Here is a 20311-nt window from a genome sequence, read left to right as displayed (position 1 = left end):
AAAGTAACTCATATTGTAAAAATTCTAAATAATACTCTGTATGATAATTGCATTGGTAAGGACTTTAATATTTGCCGTCTAGTCCAAGCAGTTTGGATGGTGAATTATTGGGATACCCCTCCAGAGCAAAACATAGTGTTTGATTATGATGTCCGTCTTGAAGGAGGTAAAGTTATGCAGTTGGAAACTCCCAAGTTTAGAGAAAACTGGGATAACCGAGGAGGGTTACAAGCATTTCAAAAGCACGTTCAAAAAGTGCTTAATCTTGAGTCCAGACCGCAACCAAGTTTCCGAGAGTTAGATGAAGTTGGAGAAAGCGATCGCATATTGAATTGAGCGAAAGCAATTATGCCTGTACTTGATGAAAGCTTAACGCGATCGCAAATCAGCCATAGCCCCCTTAGTCACCGATGCGATCGCGCTATCGGTGGCTTTTGGTAAATGGTAATACTTCCCCCCCGAAGTTGCTGCCAATTCCTTGGCAAAACCTGTAGAAATAAACTTATTTTCCGTATCAATTACCAATAACTGCATCCCCAAAGCCCGAATTCTTGCCGCAATATTGAGCAACTCAGCTTTGATATCGGGCTTCTCGCCTTCAGCGAGAGGTTCGCCCAAACTGCGCGACAAAGAAATATTCCCGCGTCCATCGGTAATTGCGACAATTACCACCTGCCCAATATCGCCGCTCATTTGGGCATTAGTGCCTACTCTCACAGCCTGAGTCAAGCCGTGCGCTAGGGGAGAACCGCCACCGCAAGGCATTCGTTCTAGCCGCTTTTTGGCGGCGGAAATGGAACGAGTAGGGGGTAATAATACTTCTGCCTGTTCGCCGCGAAACGGAATCAAAGATATTTGATCGCGGTTTTCATAGGCTTCTGTTAGTAGGCGCAACACCGCACCTTTTGCTGACTGCATCCGATTTAACGCCATTGAGCCTGAAGCATCGACCACAAAAACAATTAAAGCTCCAGCTTTGCGGACTAGGCGTTTGACGCGCACATCTCCTTGTTCTACTACTACCCGCTTATTAGGTTGACGTTCGCGGCGGGCTTTTTGATAGGGAGCAGCCGCTCGTAGTGTTGCATCTACAGCAATTCGGCGCACCGTACCTTTAGGCAACATCGGCTTAATATAACGTCCGCGATCGTCGGAAAAAATTACACTCCGAGCGCCAGATTTTCCCCGCCGTTGAGCCATTTGTGCAAAATACAACACGCTGGGGTCAAGAATTACCCCTTCCGCATCAAAAACAAATTCTTCGGGAATACTAGGCTGTTCTTCCTCTTTTTGTGGTTCTTCTGGTTCTTCTTGCTCGTCTTGCTCTTGCTGGGATTCCTCTTGATTTTGGGGAGGTGGTGGCGGTGGGGGTGGCGCGTCCTCTGGGGGCGTTTGAACTGTGGTTGCTCTAGGGACGATCGCAAGTTCCACCCCTCGGCGCAAATCTTCCGCATTCACGCTGTTTCGTCCATCTATCGCCGCCGCCGCTTTAGCTACTTTAGCTGCAAATAATTCCGCTCTATGTCCTTGTACCCCCGCGCGAATTGCTTCATCAACTAAGTAAATAATTTGCTCATGGCTAATAGTGACATCTTTGAGCCATTCTCTCGCCAAAATAATTTGAGTTTTGAGATTGTCTAAGTCTTCGTCATACTGTTGCAGAAAGTCTTGAGGGGAAGCCGAGTATTGAATAACTTGGTCTACAGCTTGGACTCTTTGATCTAAACCCAGGATGGCATCAGCGCTGAGAGTAATAGCAATGCGATCGAGCAAATGCTCTCGTAAAGCACCTTCTTCGGGATTGTAAGTAGCCACAAATAAGGGTTTGCAAGGATGCTCGAAACTAATACCTTCCCGTTCGATAAAGTTGCGCCCTTCGCTTAAGACTGTTAACAACTGATTGCTAACTTGGTCGTCTAATAAATTAATTTCATCTACATACAAAACTCCCCGGTGGGCCTCGGCAAGTAATCCCGGCTGAAAAACTGATTCGCCAGTTTTTACCGACTGCTCTACATCTACCGAGCCAAGCAACCGATCTTCAGTAATACCAAGAGGAATTTGGACAAAGGGAGCCGGAATTACTTTTGTATCGAGGCTATCAATTCCTGGTTCTTCGTTGCAGATGCTCTCTATCACAACCTCAATAGGTGGCAATAAAGCATGAAGGGCGCGAGCCATCACCGATTTTGCCGTACCGCGCCTACCAGCAATGGCAATTCCCCCCAATCCTGGATCTACAGCTACTAGCAATAAAGCTAATTTTATGGCTTCTTGACCTACCACCGCCGTTAAGGGAAAAGTAGGAATTGAGAGAGAGGGCATGGTTTTTATCGTTAGTTGCTTTAGATCAGCATATCAAATTTAACTACCTCACCAAAGAGACAGCTAAAATATAAATAACTAAGCATTTTTTTTGCAGCCTCTTTTATTTTTATGTCTCTACCAATAGTCGCAATTATCGGTCGTCCCAATGTGGGCAAATCAACAATAGTAAATCGTCTGGCAGGTACGAATGCGGCTATTGTGTACGATGAACCTGGAATTACGCGCGATCGCACTTATCTCAATGCCTACTGGGGCGATCGCGATTTTGTCGTGGTCGATACTGGCGGGCTAGTATTTGATGACGATACCGAATTTTTACCCATGATCCGCGAACAAGCTGCCCTGGCACTCAAAGAAGCTAGTGCCGCCCTGTTTATCGTAGACGGTCAAGCAGGGATTTGCGCCGCCGATGAAGAAATTGCCCAATGGCTCCGCCAACAAAGCGTCCCGGTAGTTCTAGCGGTCAATAAATGCGAATCTCCTGAACTAGGTTTAACCCAAGCAGCGCAGTTTTGGGAATTAGGCTTAGGCGAACCCTTCCCAATGTCGGGAATTCATGGCAATGGTACGGGAGAATTATTAGACGCAGTAATTTCCTACTTGCCTCCTACTGACCAGCTTCCTGAAACCGAGGAAATAAAAATCGCGATTGTTGGGCGACCAAATGTAGGCAAATCTAGCTTGCTGAATGCTTTTGTTGGTGAAAATCGCGCGATCGTTAGTCCGATTTCTGGCACTACCCGCGATGCGATCGATACTTTAATCGAACGAGATGGCAAAACTTACCGTTTGATTGACACCGCAGGGATTCGCCGCAAGAAAAACGTTGAATACGGAGCCGAATTTTTTGGCATCAATCGCGCTTTTAAAGCGATTCGCCGCGCAGATGTCGTTTTGCTAGTGCTTGATGCGGAAGATGGCGTGACAGAGCAAGATCAAAAATTGGTGGCGCGGATTGAAGAAGAAGGACGCTCCTGCGTCGTCGTCGTCAACAAATGGGATGCGGTCGAGAAAGATTCTTACACAATTTACGACCACGAAAAAACTCTCAAAGAGCGCCTGTATTTTATTGAATGGGCAGAAATGATTTTTGTGAGTGCCAAAACGGGGCAGCGTGTAGAAAAAATCTTAGAATTAGCAGATACGGCAGCCACCGCTCACAAACGCCGAGTTAGTACCTCAGTAATTAATGAAGTCTTAGAAGAAGCCCTGCGCTGGCATTCTCCACCTACTAGCCGCCAAGGTCGTCAAGGCAAAATTTATTACGGGACGCAAGTTAGTACCCAGCCACCCGCGATCGCTTTATTTGTCAATGAAGCCTCGCGCTTTCACGAAAACTACAAGCGCTATATTGAAAGGCAGTTTCGCCAACAACTAGGGTTTATTGGTACTCCCATCCGCTTGTTTTGGCGCAGCAAAAAAGTCCGCGATGTCGAAAGCACTGGCAGCAATGCCAATCGTGCTACGCGCGTTTAAAAGCAATTAGCAATACTCTGGACTAAAAAAATTTTGATCGATCGTCTTTGCCCTAAAGTCGATTACGATTCGATTATGGCGCTACAAGCTAAAAGCTAAAAATGGATTTACTGCGAAATCTTCCGATTGGGCTATACCTAGAACAACCGATTACTTGGCTGCACAAACTCGATCCTAGAGTAAAGCTAATTTGGCTATTAAGTTTTTTAGCTGCACCGATTCTAGCTAGTTCGCCTTGGCGGATTGCCTTAGTATTAATGCTAATTGCTATTACTCTAAGTGCAAAAATTCCGCTTAGAGCATGGCGGCAACAAATGGGTTGGCTGTTGATGCTATCTGGTTTTGTGTTTCTTTTAGGTGCTTTTGTCCCCGACTCTTTTGATGTCAACTACCAACCCCGCTTACCATCAGTAGAGCCGACTTCTACTGCCTCCGACTACCAATATGTATTATTCCAAATAAATCGATTTACTATCACCCGGCGATCGCTTGATTTGGCAATCCGTATTAGTACAATTATATTTACCCTAATTTACAGCAGCAATCTCTACTTGCTCACAACCGCTCCCGAAGAAATTACCGCCGGGATTGAAAGCTTAATGCGCCCTTTGCGCCGCTTTAAAGTTCCAGTTACAGAAATTGCTTTGACGCTAACTTTGTCTTTACGGTTTATTCCTTTGGTTTTAGAAGAAGTCCAAAACCTGATTCGCTCTGTCAATACCCGTGCTATTAATTGGAAAAAGCTTGGTTTGAAGGGAGCAATTAGAATATGGATGTTAGTAGCCGAGCGATTGCTAGAAAACTTGCTGTTAAGAGCCGAGCAAATGGCTAATGCGATGACAGTACGGGGTTTTACCAGCCCAAATCAACATCGAGTCCAGTGGCAGCAGTTACGGCTAAAAACAATTGATGGTATTGCGATCGCTTGTTTAGTAGTATTTTGGATAGCTCGGCTACTTCCCTTGCAATTAATTGGCTACCGATAGCCCTCTTAACTTATAGAATAGCGATCGCAATTTTGTATAAATACCATTACTCAAGTATTGTTTTACGTATATTAACAAAGTTAACCGTTTATAGTTATCGCTATTTTGCAACTCAGGAGAATAAAATAATGCCTGCTTGCGGTAGGCATTTGCTGTTTTATAATCTTTCTGAAGCAGAGGTTTCCAAGCTATGGAAAGATACGCACGACCATAAGCTCGATCTTTCAAGTATTGCAAGTCAGCAGGAACAGATTGAAATGTTTTATCAATGACTTTTAATCGGTGAAATAAATGCTTGTGTAAGTTGTTAGATTTGCTTTTGAGATGCTGGCGGTAGGAAACTAAAGGCTCTCTAATTACAGCAAAAGAATATTTTGCTGCAATGCGAATCCACATATCCCAATCTTCCGCAGACAGTAAATTAGTATCAAAAACTCCAACATCTTCAAAACAACTGCGCCGGATCATCGGGACACTACCGCACAAAATTAGATTTTCCTCTATTATTTGGTTCCAGGCATTGCTCCCAGCTTCTGGCGTTTGCACAGTGGTCAAATAATTCCCTTGCTCGTCTATATTCTCAATCCAAGTATTTACTAAGCCTACATCAGGATTTGCTTCCAAACACTCTACTTGTTTCTCCAGTTTTGTTGGCTTCCATAAATCATCACTATCTAAAAAAGCTATATATTTTCCTGAAGCAAGAGCAATACCTTGGTTTCGAGCTACAGCTACACCTTGGTTAGTTTGTACTACTCCCTTTATACGTGCATCGGTTAAATTACCAACCCACTCTTGCGTTCGATCCGAGCTGCCATCGTCAATAATTATTACTTCAAAATCATTAAACGTTTGATTGAGTAGACTTTCTAAAGTCTCCGGTAAGTAAGCCATGGCATTGTACGTAGGAATAACCACTGTTACCGTCGGCATAGGTTTGCTTTTTGTTTTAATTAATGACTGTATGATACCTCGAACATTTTTATTTGCAACTAACTTTTAACATTTAGTTTTTGGCTCTTGGAGGTTTAAAATAGCAATCTCAATCTGTTTGTATAAAACGTAACTATTAAGTTGTAATTGGCTTAGGACTGAGTAATTTTTATAACTCAAATTATTGATAGTTCTTAACCGTTAGTTAATCTTTGCGCTCAATTCGCAATTCAAACAGAGGCTACCAGTAAACCTTCCTAAAAATTGTCTGCACCATACATTTATATTCCATCTTTGCCAAATCTTTATAAAAGCCCCGAAATAAGTAAAGAATCTAACATAAGCCCAAAATACCTATAAATAAGAAAAATTCTCCAAGCTAAATTACGTATGCTTAACTTAACAGCGAAAAAAAGAGGACTAAAAAATAGCTTGCTCAAATTAGTTAAAAATTAAAAAATGCTATGAGAGTTGCTTTTGTGGTAGCCAAGTTTCCAGTATTATCGGAAACATTCATATTGAATCAAATTGTAGGTTCAATTGAACGCGGGCTTACAGTTGATATTTATGCACTTGAAGGTAGTGCATACATAGATACGACTAAGGTGCATCCAGATGTAGAAAAATACAACCTCCTCTCATGTACGCACTATGTGCCTAAAATACCAAGGAATCTTTTAGTTCGCGCTCTTAAAGGTGTAGCTCTATCTCTTGGCTTTTATCAAGATCCTTTGCTGTGGTTGCGGAGTCTCAATGCGATCGCTTATGGTTCTCAAGCAATGTCTTTGCGACTGCTATACCAAGCCAAATTTTTAGTAGGCAAAAAACCCTACGACATTATTCATTGTCAGTTTGGCACTATCGCCCTGGCGATGATGGTACTACGCGACCTCGATGCGATTCAAGGTAAGTTAGTTACATCCTTTCGGGGCTATGACATCAGTGAAGTTATCCAACAACAAGGAGAAGAAGTTTATGACGAACTATTTGCAACTGGAGATTTTTTCCTGGCAAACTGTGATTACTTCAAAAATCGATTGCTAAAACTTGGTTGCGATCAAAGCAAGACATTTGTATTGGGGTCGGGTATAGACTGTAGTAAATTTACTTTTAGTCCTCGCACTTTCCCTGCGGACGGTGTAGTGAGAATTGCCACTACTGGTCGCTTGATAGAGAAAAAGGGTATAGAATACTGCATCCGTGCCGTTGCCAAACTTGCTAAAACTAACAAAAACGCGAAGTCTGTCGGGATGAATAATTCATCCGACGAGCTTCGCATTGAATACAACATCATTGGCGATGGTCCCTTAAAAGCACAATTGCAACTATTGATAGATGAATTAGGGGTAGGCGATCGAGTGAAAATTTTAGGATGGAAAAAACAGCAAGAGATCGTTGAAATTCTCGCTCAATCTTCTATTTTTATGGCGACAAGCGTTACAGCTTCTGACGGGAATCAAGATGCTCCTGTTAATACGTTGAAAGAAGCAATGGCAATGGGAATGCCTGTAATTGGCACTTTGCACGGTGGCATTCCCGAACTTATTGAAGATGGTGTTTCAGGTTTTTTAGTTCCAGAAAGAGATGTAGATGCACTAGCATATAAACTATCTTGGCTAATAGAACACCCACAAAGTTGGCTAAGTATGGGTCAAGCAGGTCGTGCTTATGTAGAGAAACACTATGATGCCAATCAGCTTAACGATCGTTTAGTAGAAGTTTATGAACAAGTTATGGCTGAAGATGCTAATAAACTAAGCACAAATCTTAGGTTCGCTTAACCAAAAGCAAGTTTATAGCTAAAACTTGAACAGTCAGATTTTTAGTAACAACTGCTAATAACCTCGTAAAGCAGCTTCATTTAAATTCACCAGGAGAAAGTAATGAAGAATTCGCAATTGACAGATTATCAAGTTACTATCGTTGTCTCGCCTAGAGAGCGTTTTAACCATACTCGCCAGTCTCTTGAAAGTATCTACGAACATACAAAGTTTCCCTTTGAACTCATTTATATAGATGGTGGTTCGCCAGAAAACATCAAAAGCTATTTGCAGCAAGCAGCAAGCGAGAAAGGGTTTGAATTAATTAGAACAGATTACTACCTCTCACCCAATCAAGCCCGTAACATTGGTTTATCCAAGGTAAATAGTAAGTATGTTGTCTTCGTAGATAACGATGTAGAGATGACACCAGGCTGGTTGAAAAAACTTGTAGATTGTGCGGAAGAAACAGGCGCTACAGTAGTTAGTCCATTAATTTGTCAAGGTACACCAGTGCATGAAATAGTCCACTGTGCTGGAGGAGAATCAGGGGTACTGGTAGAAAATAAAGATGGTAATGTTCGGCGGCGGATTCTAGAGAAAATCTACAAACAAGGTCGGTCGGTTACAGACGTGCGCGACGGCTTGAAGCGAGAGCAAACTGGGCTTGCAGAATTTCATTGTATGTTAGTTCGTACTAGCATATTTGAGCAGATTGGTCAGCTAGATGAAGGTATGCTCAATACCAAAGAACACGTAGACTTTTGCATGACAGTAGTAGCGGCAGGTGGGACGGTTTACTTAGAACCAGATTCAATCATCACTTATGTACCGGGACCTCCTTTAGAGATGTCTGACATGGCTTATTATATGTTGCGTTGGAGCGATGCCTGGGAACTATCTAGTTTGCAGCACTTGCGTGCCAAGTGGGATCTCACCGAAGACGATTACTTCAAAAATAAGTACAAGCGCTTGGGATGGCGACGACACATGACTCTAATTGAACCTTGGATAAATCGCCTTTCCTTTGGAAAAAGCAATTCGCTGTGGAAAAGAGTTATCCGTAAAATCTTTGTTACTGGCGACAAAACTGCAAATAAGTACATTACTAAATACTACGAGCGCAACAACTCTAAGTTCCAGCCAGTACAGGCTGGAACTCAACCGCAGTAGGCTACAACAACATCATCCCGGAGTTAAAGACAAAGCCAAGTCGTCCAGATTTTACCTACCTTAATACAACATACTTCTTGCAAAAGTATGTCGGTACTTATAAAAGAGCTTGTTGCGCTAAGGCAAGTTCGTAATTGTAAAGTCCAGCTATCAAGTTTGTTTCGTAAACCAAAACGACGACGATTGCGATAGTAAAAGAAGCAATGGCGATGGGAATGCCTGTAATTGGCACTCTGCACGGTGGCATTCCCGAACTTATTGAAGATGGTGTTTCAGGTTTGTTAGTTCCAGAAAGAGATGTAGATGGTTTAGCCGAGAGATTATCTTGACTGATAGGAAATCCTGCTGATTGGATAAGTATGGGTCAAGCAGGTCGTGCTTATGTAGAAAAGCACTACGATATCAATCAGCTTAATGATCGCTTAATAGAGATTTATCAACAGATCGCAACGGACAATGTTAGTGCAAACAGAGAAATGAACTACAAACAACTTGCAAATTCTAAAAATATTTAACTAAAACGGACAGACTTACTAGCTAAATTTTTAAAAAGTGAATTTTTGTACTAACTTGTCAAGCTAATTGCGTTTAATTTTATCAGGAGAAAGTAGTGGAGAATTCGCGAATGATAGAGCCTCAAGTTACAATTGTTGTCTCGCCAAGAGAGCGTTTTAACAGTACTGCTCAATCTCTGGAGAGCATCTACAAGCATACACAGTTTCCTTTTGAACTTATTTATGTAGATGGTGGTTCGCCAAAAAATATCAAAAGTTATTTGGAACAAGCCGCGCGTGAAAAAGGATTTGAATTAATTAGAACAAATTACTACCTGTCGAACAATCAAGCTCGTAATATTGGTCTAGCTAAGGTAAATAGCAAGTATGTCGTCTTTATCGATAACGACGTAGTAGTTGCGCCAGGGTGGTTAAAAAAACTGGTAGAGTGTGCAGAAGAAACAAGCGCTACAGTAGTCAGCCCATTAATTTGCCAAGGGACACCTCTCCATGAAATAGTCCACTATGCTGGCGGAGAATCCACTTTAGTAATAGAAAACAAAGATGGTAGCGTCAGACGGCGGATTTTGGAAAAAATTTACAAACAAGGTCAATTGGTTGCAGAGGTGCGTGATGGACTAAAACGCGGAGAAACAAGGCTGGTAGAGTTGCATTGCGTGTTTGTCCGTACAAGTATATTTGCTAAAATCGGTCAGCTAGATGAAGGTATGTTGAATACTAAAGAACACGTAGACTTCTACATGACAGTAGTAGAAGCGGGTGGAACAGTTTACTTGGAACCAGATTCCCTAGTCACGTTCTTGGGCGGCGTAATAGAAGCCGCGCTCAACGAAAGGGCGATACACAAGAGAAAAGTTCACTTAGAATCAGATTCTCTAGTAACTTACGCACCAGTACCTCTGTTAGAGTTTTCTAGTGTGGCTTATTATATGTTGCGTTGGAGCGATGCTTGGGAACTAGCCAGTTTGCAGCACTTGCGTACCAAATGGAATCTCATGGAAGACGAGTACTTCACAAAAAAGTACAATAATCTAGGATGGCGACGACACAAGACGCTGATCGAGCCGTATATAAACCGCTTTTTATTGGGAAAAAATATTTCTTTATGGAGAAGAATTGTCCGTAAAACCCTTGTCATCGCCGACAAAATTGTTAATAAACACATTACCAACAATTACAATCAAAACAAGCCTAAGCAGCAGCCAGCCCAGACTGTGAGCCAATTGCGAGAGTATGCGGCAACAACATCATCCCAGAGTTAAAGACAAAGCTGGGTCATCAAGATTTTACCTACCTTAATACATTGAAAAAGCTTGAGACACGCAATTCCAACACTATGTGTCTCAAACCTTTTTTGGCTAATGTTGTAACCTTGCTATCAGTCGATGTTTCTTCAGAAAATTATGTATTGATAGTTTACAAAGTGCCGATCGCTGAAGCAACAGGCAATATTTGTGAATGTAAATCACGCCAGTACAACATAAACTATGAACTCAACAAGTTTATTTTCTAACCGAGCAACAAACTACGTCAAGTACCGTCCAAGCTATCCCTATACGGCAATTGAAGCCATTTTAAAAGGGCTAGGCGCATCGCTAACAGCAGCAGATATTGGTGCTGGCACAGGCATTGCCTCGCGCCTTTTGGCTGAACGTGGAGTAAAGGTTGTTGCTATTGAACCCAATGGCTCGATGAGGATGGCTGCGGACCCTCACCCGTTAATAGAATATCGTGATGCTACCGCCGAACAAACCAATCTATCTGATGCCTCCGTTGACTTAGTTACTTGCTTTCAGGCTTTTCATTGGTTCCAGCCAATACCAACTTTAAAAGAGTTCCATCGCATTTTGAAACCGTCAGGGCGATTAGCTTTGATCTGGAATGAATGGGTTGCCAAAAACGATGTTCTTGCAGAATTTAACAGCATTGTTTCTCAAGCTTTACCAAATAATGCGCCGAGGGAAAAGCAAAGCGGTGCAATGAACCCGTTGTGGTCGAGTCCAGATTTTAGGCACATCCGTCGTCATAAGTTTATGCACAAGCACGAGCTAGATTTGACTGGGCTTGTAGGGTACGCCCAAAGTAAATCTTTTGTTCCTCAAGAAGGAACCGTACATCAGGAACTGCTCTCAAATTTGCAGAAGCTACACGCTCGATGGGCAGACGATCGCGGCATAGTCAGTTTACCCTACTGCACTACCATTTATACTGCTTGCCCCCACACTTCCAAACTTAACTTGCCGATGATGCCACCTTGGTTTGTGGGCAAATGGCGAAAATTGAATCAAAAAGCACTTGATTTGCTCAAAGCTTAATAGAAAAATATTTTGCAAGCGATCGCCATGTAAAATCAAAGCTTGCAGTTATTGGCTCGGCTAATGACTGCAAGCTATTTGAATAGATTTAGATGAAAAATTGATGCAACAAAGTTGGTACTGGAAGTCACTACCATTAGAAAATCGTACGGGCGCGGAGATTTTTGCAGCTTTGTTTGGTCATGCCGAGATTTGTACGCTCTTAGAAAGCCCTCTACCGACAAAAGGCGATCGTACTTCCCTTGCTAGATATTCGATTTGTGCCGGATCTCCGCGCCTAGTTGATGGATGTCTGCAAATGTGGACACCACCAATTGGCAAGATTTTTGCCCTTCTTGACGAACTCCTCAACCAACCATCTGTAGAAAAAAACCTCAATTACTGCCCCAAGGAGCTACCTTTTACTGGCGGTTGGTTGGGTTGGCTGGGGTACGATGCCGCCTGGGGAATCGAAAAATTGCCCTGGCTTAGAGCCGATAGTTTGCCGTTTCCGGTTGCCTTTTGGTATCAACCAGAAAGTTTTGCTGTGTTAGACCATTACGAACAAATTCTCTGGTTAGCCGCCGCAAATATTAGTCAACTAGATACCCTTGCAAACCAACTAACATCATCCCTTACTCCCCCAGTTCCTTTTGCCTCAGAGACATCTCCAGTCTTTTTCCTCACAGAGCAAAGTGACTACGAAGCTGCCGTTAGACGTGCCAAAAAATATATTCAAGCTGGCGATATTTTTCAGGCTAATCTATCGGTAAGATTTGGCACTCAAACTACTACCGATGCCTGGGAAATTTACCGCACCTTGCAGCAAATTAATCCTTCACCTTTTGCAAGCTTCTGGCAGACACCTTGGGGGAAAGTAATTAGCTGCTCTCCCGAACGACTGGTACAACTGCATAATGGCATTGCTCAAACAAGACCCATTGCCGGAACGCGATCGCGCGGAGCGACTTTAGAACAAGATAACAGGCTGGCTCAAGAGATGATGGCAAGTCTCAAAGAACAATCCGAACATATTATGCTAGTAGATCTTGAACGCAACGATTTAGGGCGAGTGTGTCAGTGGGGATCGGTCAAAGTTGATGAATTACTCACCATAGAACGCTACAGTCATGTCATGCACTTGGTAAGTAATATAAGCGGAGTTTTGCAACCCCAATCCGCGATCGCGCTAATTCGTGCTATGTTTCCTGGCGGGACAATCTCCGGTTGTCCCAAAGTTCGTTGTATGGAAATTATTGAAGAACTAGAACCCTTGCGTCGCAGCTTATTTTATGGTTCCTGCGGTTATCTTGATTGGCGAGGAAACTTAGACTTAAATATTTTGATTCGCACTTTACTCGTAACTCCAAATAGCCGCACTAACTCGGTATGGGGTCAAGTAGGAGCCGGAATCGTCGCCGATAGCGATCCCGAAGCTGAATGGTACGAATCTCTGCAAAAAGCCCAAGCCCAGATTGCAGCTTTATGTATTTAGATCCAATCCCTCTACTGGGTAAAAAAAATTTCAACTACTTTTTGCACCCAAAGCAAGCTATTATCGGCATAATCTGCCTAATTCTTTGGAAAGTTGGTGTTACCTGCGTCAAGATTTGATGAACACAGAAAACTATATAAATCATCCAACCTTTGGTTTACTTTCTAGAATTTGCGTACTCGAACAACACCAAGAGTTATTTACTACCCTCTATGCCCAGCGCTTGTTTTTTTTAGTTACCCACGAACCGTCCGGAGGGGGCATGAAATTTGAATCTGTCAGCCGATCGCAAGCTCGGTTATTTCTAGAAAATCGTTTGCGCCTATTGCGCCGAAGCGGGCAGTATGAAGAGTACGAACAACTACAAAAAATTCTGCAAAGCACTTTCCAATGAGTCTGATTATTGCCGAACGGATTAATCAAATTCGTCAAAATTTTCCGCCTGATGCTGTCAAGCTGATTGCTGTTAGCAAACAAGTGCCTGTAGATGCAATGCGCGAAGCTTACGCTGCGGGAATTCGGGATTTTGGCGAAAGTCGCGTCCAAGAAGCGCAAGCAAAGCAATTGCAATTAGCAGATTTGACCGATATTACCTGGCATTTTATTGGCAGATTGCAAAGTAATAAAGCTAAAAAAGCTTTGGAGTTGTTTCAGTGGATTCACTCGGTAGACAGCTTAAAATTAGCACAACAATTAAATAAACTTGCGGAAGAAATCAATCGCAAACCTCAAGTGTGCCTGCAAGTAAAAATAGAGAGCGATCCGCAAAAAACAGGCTGGACTGTACCTCAGCTATGGGCAGATTTACCCCATTTAGATCGGTGTCACAATTTACAAATTTGTGGGTTAATGACAATTCCGCCCTTGGGATTGGATGAGGGTCAAATAAAAAGCGTGTTTGACCGCACTCGCACCTTGCTTAAGGAAATTCAAGCCCAAAATTGGGCTTCTTTGCAACAAATGCAGCAATTGTCTATGGGAATGTCTGACGACTATACAAGCGCGATCGCCTCCGGTTCAACCATGGTGCGTTTAGGCAGAATTTTGTTTGGAGAACGAGTAGTCAAACAAGATTTATAAGTGCAAAGGTTGCGTTAATTACTAACATGGGTTATTAATCTTATAAATTCATAAACTGCCAAAAAGGCATTGCTCGGCAAGAATTTATAGTGCATTTTTAGGCTTGTCCTATTGCACTTGATAAAAGTTGCTTTTACAAGTTAACTAAAGGTGTAAATCGTCAGGAGGAAAGTAAACAGTGAACAATATTTTTTCAAAGTTGCGAGAATTTGTGGGTCTAAACGACCCAATTGAGTACGAATACGACGAATATGAAGATAATGGTAATGGCGATGGCTACCGCACCACATACCAGCAAGAGCAAATTCAATCTATGCCAGAAGAAGAACGCAGCCAACGTCGCCGGATGCGTGAAAGAATTTCCGTTGCGCCAGACAACGCCGAGATGGGTACACCACTAAATAATGTGATTGGTATGCCAGGAACAAATAATAGCACCTATGAAGTAATAGTAATGGAACCGAGATCGTTTGAAGAAATGCCCCAGGCAATTCAAGCCCTGCGCGATCGCAAATCGGTAGTCCTTAATCTCACCATGCTAGATCCCGATCAAGCCCAAAGAGCCGTAGATTTCGTTGCAGGTGGAACTTATGCCATAGACGGTCATCAAGAGCGGGTAGGGGACAGTATCTTTTTGTTCACGCCCCTCTGCGTTCAAGTTACAACTCAGTCTGGCAGCGTTCATGAAGTCGTGCAAGCTCAAGTCCGCGCCGGACGCAGTACAACCCCAACCGCCGCTTGGACACCCGAATCTACGCGCATAGCCCAATCTAGCTAATAGTTGTTAAATGTTTATATAAGGGGCAATAATTCCCGTAAGCTAGGGTTGCTCCTGTCAAAAACAGGGGAAAATAACAACTGCTCGTAAAAGGATAATTCCGTTGCTCGAACGCAAGCTTGGTTTAATAGGTGGCGGGGTAATGGGCGAAGCGCTGTTATCCCGCTTAATAGTCGCACAAATCTATCAACCCCAAGAAGTGATAGTCAGCGAAGCCAATGAGCAGCGCCGTCACTATTTAGCTAACCAGTACGGCGTACAAGTAACTACTGCCGACAATCAAGGGTTAGCCGATCGCGCCTCAGCGATTTTGCTGGCGATTAAACCCCAAATATTTGCAGAAGTTGCAAGTTTGCTCAACCAATCTTTGACTAAAAACGGCTCAAAACCATTAATAATTTCGATTTTGGCAGGGGTGAAGTTGAGTCAATTAGAGTCCGCCTTTCCCCAAATGCCTGTAATTAGAGCAATGCCCAATACCCCAGCTACGGTAGGCGCAGGCATCACCGCCTTGTCTCTAGGTACTCATACAAGCGATGAAGATCGCCAAAACGCCAGTCAAATATTTGCCGCCGTCGGCGCTGTGGTAGAAGTTCCTGAAAACTTAATGGACGCAGTAACTGGATTATCAGGATCGGGTCCAGCTTATGTCGCAATGATAGTGGAAGCCTTAGCCGATGGTGGGGTAAAAGTTGGCTTGCCAAGAGAAATTGCGATGCAACTAGCCCTTGCAACCATCAAAGGTACAGTAGAGTTATTACAAGCAACAAAAATTCACCCCGCCGAACTAAAAGATCGAGTTACAAGCCCTGGGGGAACTACCATTGCTGGCGTAGCTGAGTTAGAACGAGGTGGGCTGCGCTCGGCTTTGATTCAAGCGGTGCAATTAGCCACAGCGCGATCGCAAGAATTAGGCAAATAAACTCCGGTCTTGCCGTCAAAATATTTAATTAATAATTTGCCCTACAATCAATGTAGACCAAGTATTGATAGACCAAAAAGTTGGCAATGCCGATCTGCCTTCAATATATATTGCCTCTCGCCTAACTAAAAGTGGACGTTTCCCAAATATTTCCCGAACTAGATTTAAAAAATATATTTCCGTTTGAACTAGACGAATTTCAAATTCAAGCGATCGCGGCTTTAAACGAAGACAAGTCAGTAGTGGTGTGCGCGCCCACAGGTTCGGGCAAAACATTAATTGGAGAATACGCTATTTATCGCGCCCTCAGCCGGGGACGGCGAGTATTTTATACTACACCTCTTAAAGCACTATCTAATCAGAAATTGCGCGATTTTCGGAACGCATTTGGAGCAGACAAAGTAGGACTATTGACGGGAGATGTTTCGATTAACCGGGAAGCGCCAATCTTAGTAATGACTACAGAAATCTTCCGCAATATGCTTTACGGCACTCCCATCGGTGAAGTTGGCACGTCGATGCAGGGCGTAGAAGCCGTAGTATTGGACGAATGCCACTACATGAACGATCGCCAACGCGGTACGGTGTGGGAAGAATCAATTATTTACTGCCCTAGAGAAATTCAATTAGTTGCTCTTTCTGCCACCGTTGCCAACAGCGACCAACTTACCGACTGGATTAATACGGTTCACGGACCTACTCAACTAATTTACTCAGACTTCCGCCCTGTACCTTTAGAGTTCAAGTTTTGCAATCTCAAAGGTTTATTTCCTCTCCTTGAAGGCGGCAAAATTAATCCTCGTCTCCGACCAAAACGAGGTAGCATTGACGCTCAAAAGGCTAAAGATGCTAGACGCAACGGTGCAAGACCTGAAGCACCAAGTATAATTTACCTACTCAATCAACTAAATTCTAGGGATATGCTCCCAGCTATTTACTTTATTTTCAGCCGTAGAGGTTGCGATAAAGCCGTAGAAGATCTGGGAACGCTGACATTAGTTAATTCCTCCGAAGCAGCACAGTTGAAGTGGCAAATTGATGAATTTTTACAGCGCAATCCGGATGCAGGGCGTTCTGGACAAGTTCAGCCCTTATATCGTGGCATTGCAGCTCACCATGCGGGAATATTACCAGCATGGAAGGGGTTAGTCGAAGAACTATTCCAACAAGGACTAATCAAAGTTGTATTTGCAACGGAAACCTTGGCAGCAGGAATAAATATGCCTGCTCGAACCACAGTAATTTCTAGTTTATCCAAACGCACCGATCGCGGACATCGGTTATTAAACGCTTCCGAGTTTCTGCAAATGGCAGGTAGGGCAGGGAGAAGGGGCATGGATAAGCGCGGCTATGTCGTCACTGCGCAAACACCCTTTGAAGGGGCAAAAGAAGCCGCCTACTTGGCTACAGCTAAAGCCGACCCCTTAGTTAGTCAGTTTACGCCCACCTATGGCATGGTACTGAACTTACTACAAACTCACACCCTCGAAGAAGCAAAGGAACTGGTAGAACGCAGCTTTGGGCAATATATCTCCAATTTGTACTTAAAACCCCGATACGAAGAACTTGCCCTTGTTCAAGCACAACTGGCTCAAGTTCAACAGCAGCTTGCATCAGTAGATCCGATGCAGTTGCAAAACTATGAAAAGTTGCGGCAACGGCTAAAAGTTGAAGCCCAGCTATTAAAAACTTTACAAGAGCAAGCCGCCGATGACCGGATAGAGCAACTAAGTTTAACGATTAGCTTCGCCATGACTGGCACTCTCCTCAGCTTGAAGGGCAAAAATGTCGCCACTTCCGTACCTCTAACCGCCGTGCTAGTCGCCAAAACCCCAGGAGCGGGACAAGCACCCTACCTAGTGTGTTTAGGGGCAGACAATCGCTGGTATGTAGTTACAACTAGCGATGTTGTAGATTTGCACGCCGAGTTGCCACCAGTAGAAATTTCTAGCGATCTTTTGCCTCCTGTAGAAATGCCGATCAAACCCGGACAATCTCGCCGAGGAAACCAAGAATCTCAACTGGTAGCGGCTTTAATTCCTAATTCGGCAGCTATTATTCACACTGCGCCCGAAGTTTTAGCTCAACAACAGCGTGTTGCAGCAGTAACAGCACAAATTGAGACTCATCCCTTACACGAACTAGGTAATCCAGCAACACTTTTCAAACGTCGCAATAAAGCAATCGAACTAGAAACTGACCTTGCTATCCGGCAAGCAGAATTAGAAAAAACCTCCCAGCGTCACTGGGAAGAATTTTTACATCTGATCGAAATTTTGCAGCGATTTGGTTGTTTGCAAGACTTAGTACCTACAGATTTAGGTCAGATTGCCGCCGCAATTCGCGGCGACAATGAATTATGGATCGCTCTTGCTTTAGCTAGTGGCGAATTTGATGAATTAGATCCCCACTGTTTGGCGGCGGCGGTAGCAGCTATCGTTACCGAAACCCCCCGTCCCGATACCTGGGTGCGTTATACCTTGTCTATTCCCGTAGAAGAAGCCCTAGCAGGCTTGCGCTCTACTCGTCGGAATCTATTTCAATTGCAACGCCGTTACAATATCGCTTTACCAATTTGGTTAGAGTACGATTTAGTTGCTCTACTAGAAAATTGGGCGCTGGGGGTAGATTGGGTTGAACTATGCAGCCACACAAGTTTAGATGAGGGTGATGTGGTGCGCCTCTTGCGCCGCACTTTAGATTTGCTGTCGCAGATCCCTTACGTCCCCCACTTGCCAACCTCTTTACAACGCAATGCTTATCGCGCCGTGCAGTTAATAGACCGCTTTCCTGTGAATGAAACGGTTTAGTAAAGCAGAATTGACGGCAACGATATTTGGCTCAATTGAGATAAATGTATTGTAGGATACGGAATTGCAGTTAAAGATATTGATGCAATGAGATTCACTGCACTCAATTGATAGATGTAAAAGGTTAGATTAAGTGGTGAAGAAAATACTGATTACGGCAGCGATCGCCCTAATGCTGCTAGGCTCCGCTTTAATGTCTCCAGCCTTGGCTGCCCCCTTTGATGCTCAAGCGGCGGTGACAACTGCTCAGACGGCGGCGGATACAGGGTTTATGTTGATTTGCTCTGCCCTAGTATTGTTGATGACCCCAGGGTTGGCTTTTTTCTATGGCGGGTTTGTCCGCGATCGCAATATTTTAAATACGCTGATGATGAGCTTCTTGCTCATGGGTATAGTCGGAGTTACCTGGGTTCTTTGGGGTTATAGTCTGTCTTTTGCTCCAGGGTTGCCTTTTATTGGTGGCTTGCAATGGTTTGGTCTTAACGGTGTTAGTCATGTAGATACAACAGGCTATCTACCCAACTTTGCTTACGAAAACGCACTCAAAGCTGCTGACCTAAACTATAGCAACGTAGAGTCATACGCCTCAACCATCCCTCACCAAACATTCATGATCTATCAAGCAATGTTTGCAATTATTACTCCAGCCCTAATTTCTGGAGCAATTGTCGAGCGAGTCAGCTTCCGGGCTTACGCCCTATTTGTGCTAATTTGGTCAACTTTTATCTATTGTCCTCTAGCGCACATGGTCTGGGCAAAAGGTGGGTTTTTGGGCTTGTACGGCGGCATTGGCGCTCTAGATTTTGCGGGCGGTACAGTAGTCCACATTAGCTCTGGGGTTTCGGCTCTAGTCGCGGCGATGGTAATTGGTCCGCGCAAAACCTATCCGACTCAGTTAGCGTCTCCTCACAACGTACCTTTTATCTTGCTAGGTGCGGGTTTGCTGTGGTTTGGTTGGTTTGGCTTTAATGCTGGTAGTGCTTTTGCTTCCGGGAGCTTGGCTACTGTTGCTTTTGTAGCTACCAATACGGCGGCGGCGGCGGGGGCTTTGACTTGGTTAATTTTAGAAAAAATTTTACGCGGCAAACCAACGGCTGTAGGGGTGGCGACTGGTGCAGTTGCTGGTTTAGTCGGCATTACACCCGCCGCCGGATTTGTGACCCCTCTAGCTGCCATATTAATTGGTAGCATTACGGCGGTGTGCTGCTTTTTTGCCATTAGTGTCAAGCATAAATTCCAAATTGATGACTCTTTAGATACTTTTCCCGTGCATGGTGTGGGCGGTACTGTAGGAGCAATTTTAACCGGAATTTTTGCTACCGTTGAAGTCAATGAGCTTGGTAAAGATGGGCTACTGCGCGGTAATTTCAATCAACTAGGAATTCAAATAGCAGCGATCGCTGTTGCCTATATTTTTGCTGGCGTTGGTACGTTTGTAATTCTCAAAATCCTTGATGCCACTGTCGGTTTGCGGATCTCCGCCGAGGAGGAATATCAAGGTATGGATATCCACGAACACGGCGAAGAAGGCTATGGAGAAGAATTTGCTGGTGGCATAAATATCAAGCAAAATTCTTAGCCTCTGCGCACAATAGACTTCTGACAAAATGCTTATAAGTTTACTTGAGTTCTTAAGTTGGGCAGATCGGTGAGCGAGTTAAAGCGTAAACCGACATGATTTGCTGTAAAGCTCGAACAAAACTTTGCTTGTTTTGAGATTATTGCTGAAATTATTTAGTTATGGAAAGAGCGAACCTGCCC

At 43.7% G+C, this 20311-nt stretch carries 16 protein-coding genes and 1 pseudogene; 15 read left to right on the top strand and 2 right to left on the bottom strand.

Annotation, left to right across the window (positions count from 1 at the left end):
- Positions 1 to 96: 96 nt before the first annotated feature.
- Complete coding sequence (locus AC2VE5_RS00180) at positions 97 to 336, top strand: hypothetical protein (RefSeq protein WP_486885764.1); 240 nt, start codon at positions 97 to 99, stop codon at positions 334 to 336.
- A gap of 33 nt (positions 337 to 369) precedes the next feature.
- Here AC2VE5_RS00180 and bchD read toward each other — a convergent pair whose 3' ends face one another.
- On the bottom strand, positions 370 to 2325 hold the full coding sequence (gene bchD, locus AC2VE5_RS00175) for a magnesium chelatase ATPase subunit D (RefSeq protein WP_486885763.1): 1956 nt from the start codon (positions 2323 to 2325) through the stop codon (positions 370 to 372).
- Positions 2326 to 2436: 111 nt separating this feature from the next.
- Here bchD and der point away from each other — a divergent pair, with 111 nt between their 5' ends.
- Entirely contained in the window at positions 2437 to 3804 is a 1368-nt protein-coding gene (der, locus tag AC2VE5_RS00170) for a ribosome biogenesis GTPase Der (protein WP_486885762.1), read from the top strand.
- 101 nt (positions 3805 to 3905) lie between these two features.
- Positions 3906 to 4790, top strand: a complete 885-nt coding sequence (locus AC2VE5_RS00165; RefSeq protein WP_486885761.1) for an energy-coupling factor transporter transmembrane component T family protein — start codon at positions 3906 to 3908, stop codon at positions 4788 to 4790.
- Here the strand turns inward: AC2VE5_RS00165 and AC2VE5_RS00160 are convergent.
- The gene (locus AC2VE5_RS00160) at positions 4773 to 5723 is read right to left on the bottom strand and encodes a glycosyltransferase family 2 protein (RefSeq protein WP_486885760.1); all 951 of its coding nucleotides are present in this window, start codon (positions 5721 to 5723) and stop codon (positions 4773 to 4775) included. The two genes, AC2VE5_RS00165 and AC2VE5_RS00160, sit on opposite strands and share 18 nt — an antisense overlap.
- 464 nt (positions 5724 to 6187) lie before the next feature.
- Here AC2VE5_RS00160 and AC2VE5_RS00155 point away from each other — a divergent pair, with 464 nt between their 5' ends.
- The 12 genes and pseudogenes from AC2VE5_RS00155 to AC2VE5_RS00100 all read left to right on the top strand — a co-directional run bounded on the left by AC2VE5_RS00155 (position 6188) and on the right by AC2VE5_RS00100 (position 20129).
- Positions 6188 to 7504 carry a glycosyltransferase gene (locus tag AC2VE5_RS00155; RefSeq protein ID WP_486885759.1) on the top strand — a complete coding sequence of 439 codons (1317 nt, stop codon included), beginning with the start codon at positions 6188 to 6190 and terminating at the stop codon, positions 7502 to 7504.
- A gap of 102 nt (positions 7505 to 7606) precedes the next feature.
- Entirely contained in the window at positions 7607 to 8656 is a 1050-nt protein-coding gene (locus tag AC2VE5_RS00150; RefSeq protein ID WP_486885758.1) for a glycosyltransferase family 2 protein, read from the top strand.
- Between the two features lie 191 nt (positions 8657 to 8847).
- Positions 8848 to 9171, top strand: a pseudogene (locus AC2VE5_RS00145) (glycosyltransferase); the annotation flags it as partial.
- Between the two features lie 110 nt (positions 9172 to 9281).
- Entirely contained in the window at positions 9282 to 10433 is a 1152-nt protein-coding gene (locus AC2VE5_RS00140) for a glycosyltransferase family 2 protein (RefSeq protein ID WP_486885757.1), read from the top strand.
- A gap of 225 nt (positions 10434 to 10658) precedes the next feature.
- Complete coding sequence (locus tag AC2VE5_RS00135; RefSeq protein WP_486885756.1) at positions 10659 to 11486, top strand: class I SAM-dependent methyltransferase; 828 nt, start codon at positions 10659 to 10661, stop codon at positions 11484 to 11486.
- A 103-nt stretch (positions 11487 to 11589) separates the two neighbouring features.
- Positions 11590 to 12960 (top strand): anthranilate synthase component I, encoded by a 1371-nt coding sequence (locus AC2VE5_RS00130; RefSeq protein ID WP_486885755.1) that lies wholly within the window; start codon positions 11590 to 11592, stop codon positions 12958 to 12960.
- 118 nt (positions 12961 to 13078) lie between these two features.
- Positions 13079 to 13354: a transcriptional coactivator PipX gene (gene pipX / locus AC2VE5_RS00125; protein ID WP_486885754.1), complete on the top strand. Its 276-nt coding sequence runs from the start codon at positions 13079 to 13081 to the stop codon at positions 13352 to 13354.
- Positions 13351 to 14040, top strand: a complete 690-nt coding sequence (locus AC2VE5_RS00120) for a YggS family pyridoxal phosphate-dependent enzyme (RefSeq protein ID WP_486885753.1) — start codon at positions 13351 to 13353, stop codon at positions 14038 to 14040. Before pipX ends, AC2VE5_RS00120 begins: the two co-directional genes overlap by 4 nt.
- Before the next feature lie 178 nt (positions 14041 to 14218).
- Positions 14219 to 14818, top strand: a complete 600-nt coding sequence (locus AC2VE5_RS00115) for a cell division protein SepF (RefSeq protein ID WP_486885752.1) — start codon at positions 14219 to 14221, stop codon at positions 14816 to 14818.
- 103 nt (positions 14819 to 14921) lie between these two features.
- On the top strand, positions 14922 to 15740 hold the full coding sequence (proC, locus tag AC2VE5_RS00110; RefSeq protein WP_486885751.1) for a pyrroline-5-carboxylate reductase: 819 nt from the start codon (positions 14922 to 14924) through the stop codon (positions 15738 to 15740).
- Positions 15741 to 15871: 131 nt separating this feature from the next.
- Entirely contained in the window at positions 15872 to 18550 is a 2679-nt protein-coding gene (locus AC2VE5_RS00105; protein WP_486885750.1) for a DEAD/DEAH box helicase, read from the top strand.
- A gap of 193 nt (positions 18551 to 18743) precedes the next feature.
- Entirely contained in the window at positions 18744 to 20129 is a 1386-nt protein-coding gene (locus AC2VE5_RS00100) for an ammonium transporter (protein WP_486885895.1), read from the top strand.
- Positions 20130 to 20311: the final 182 nt, after the last annotated feature.

The organism is Aliterella sp. E5.1, assembly GCF_057473825.1.
This window is presented reverse-complemented; position numbering and strand designations above follow the sequence as displayed.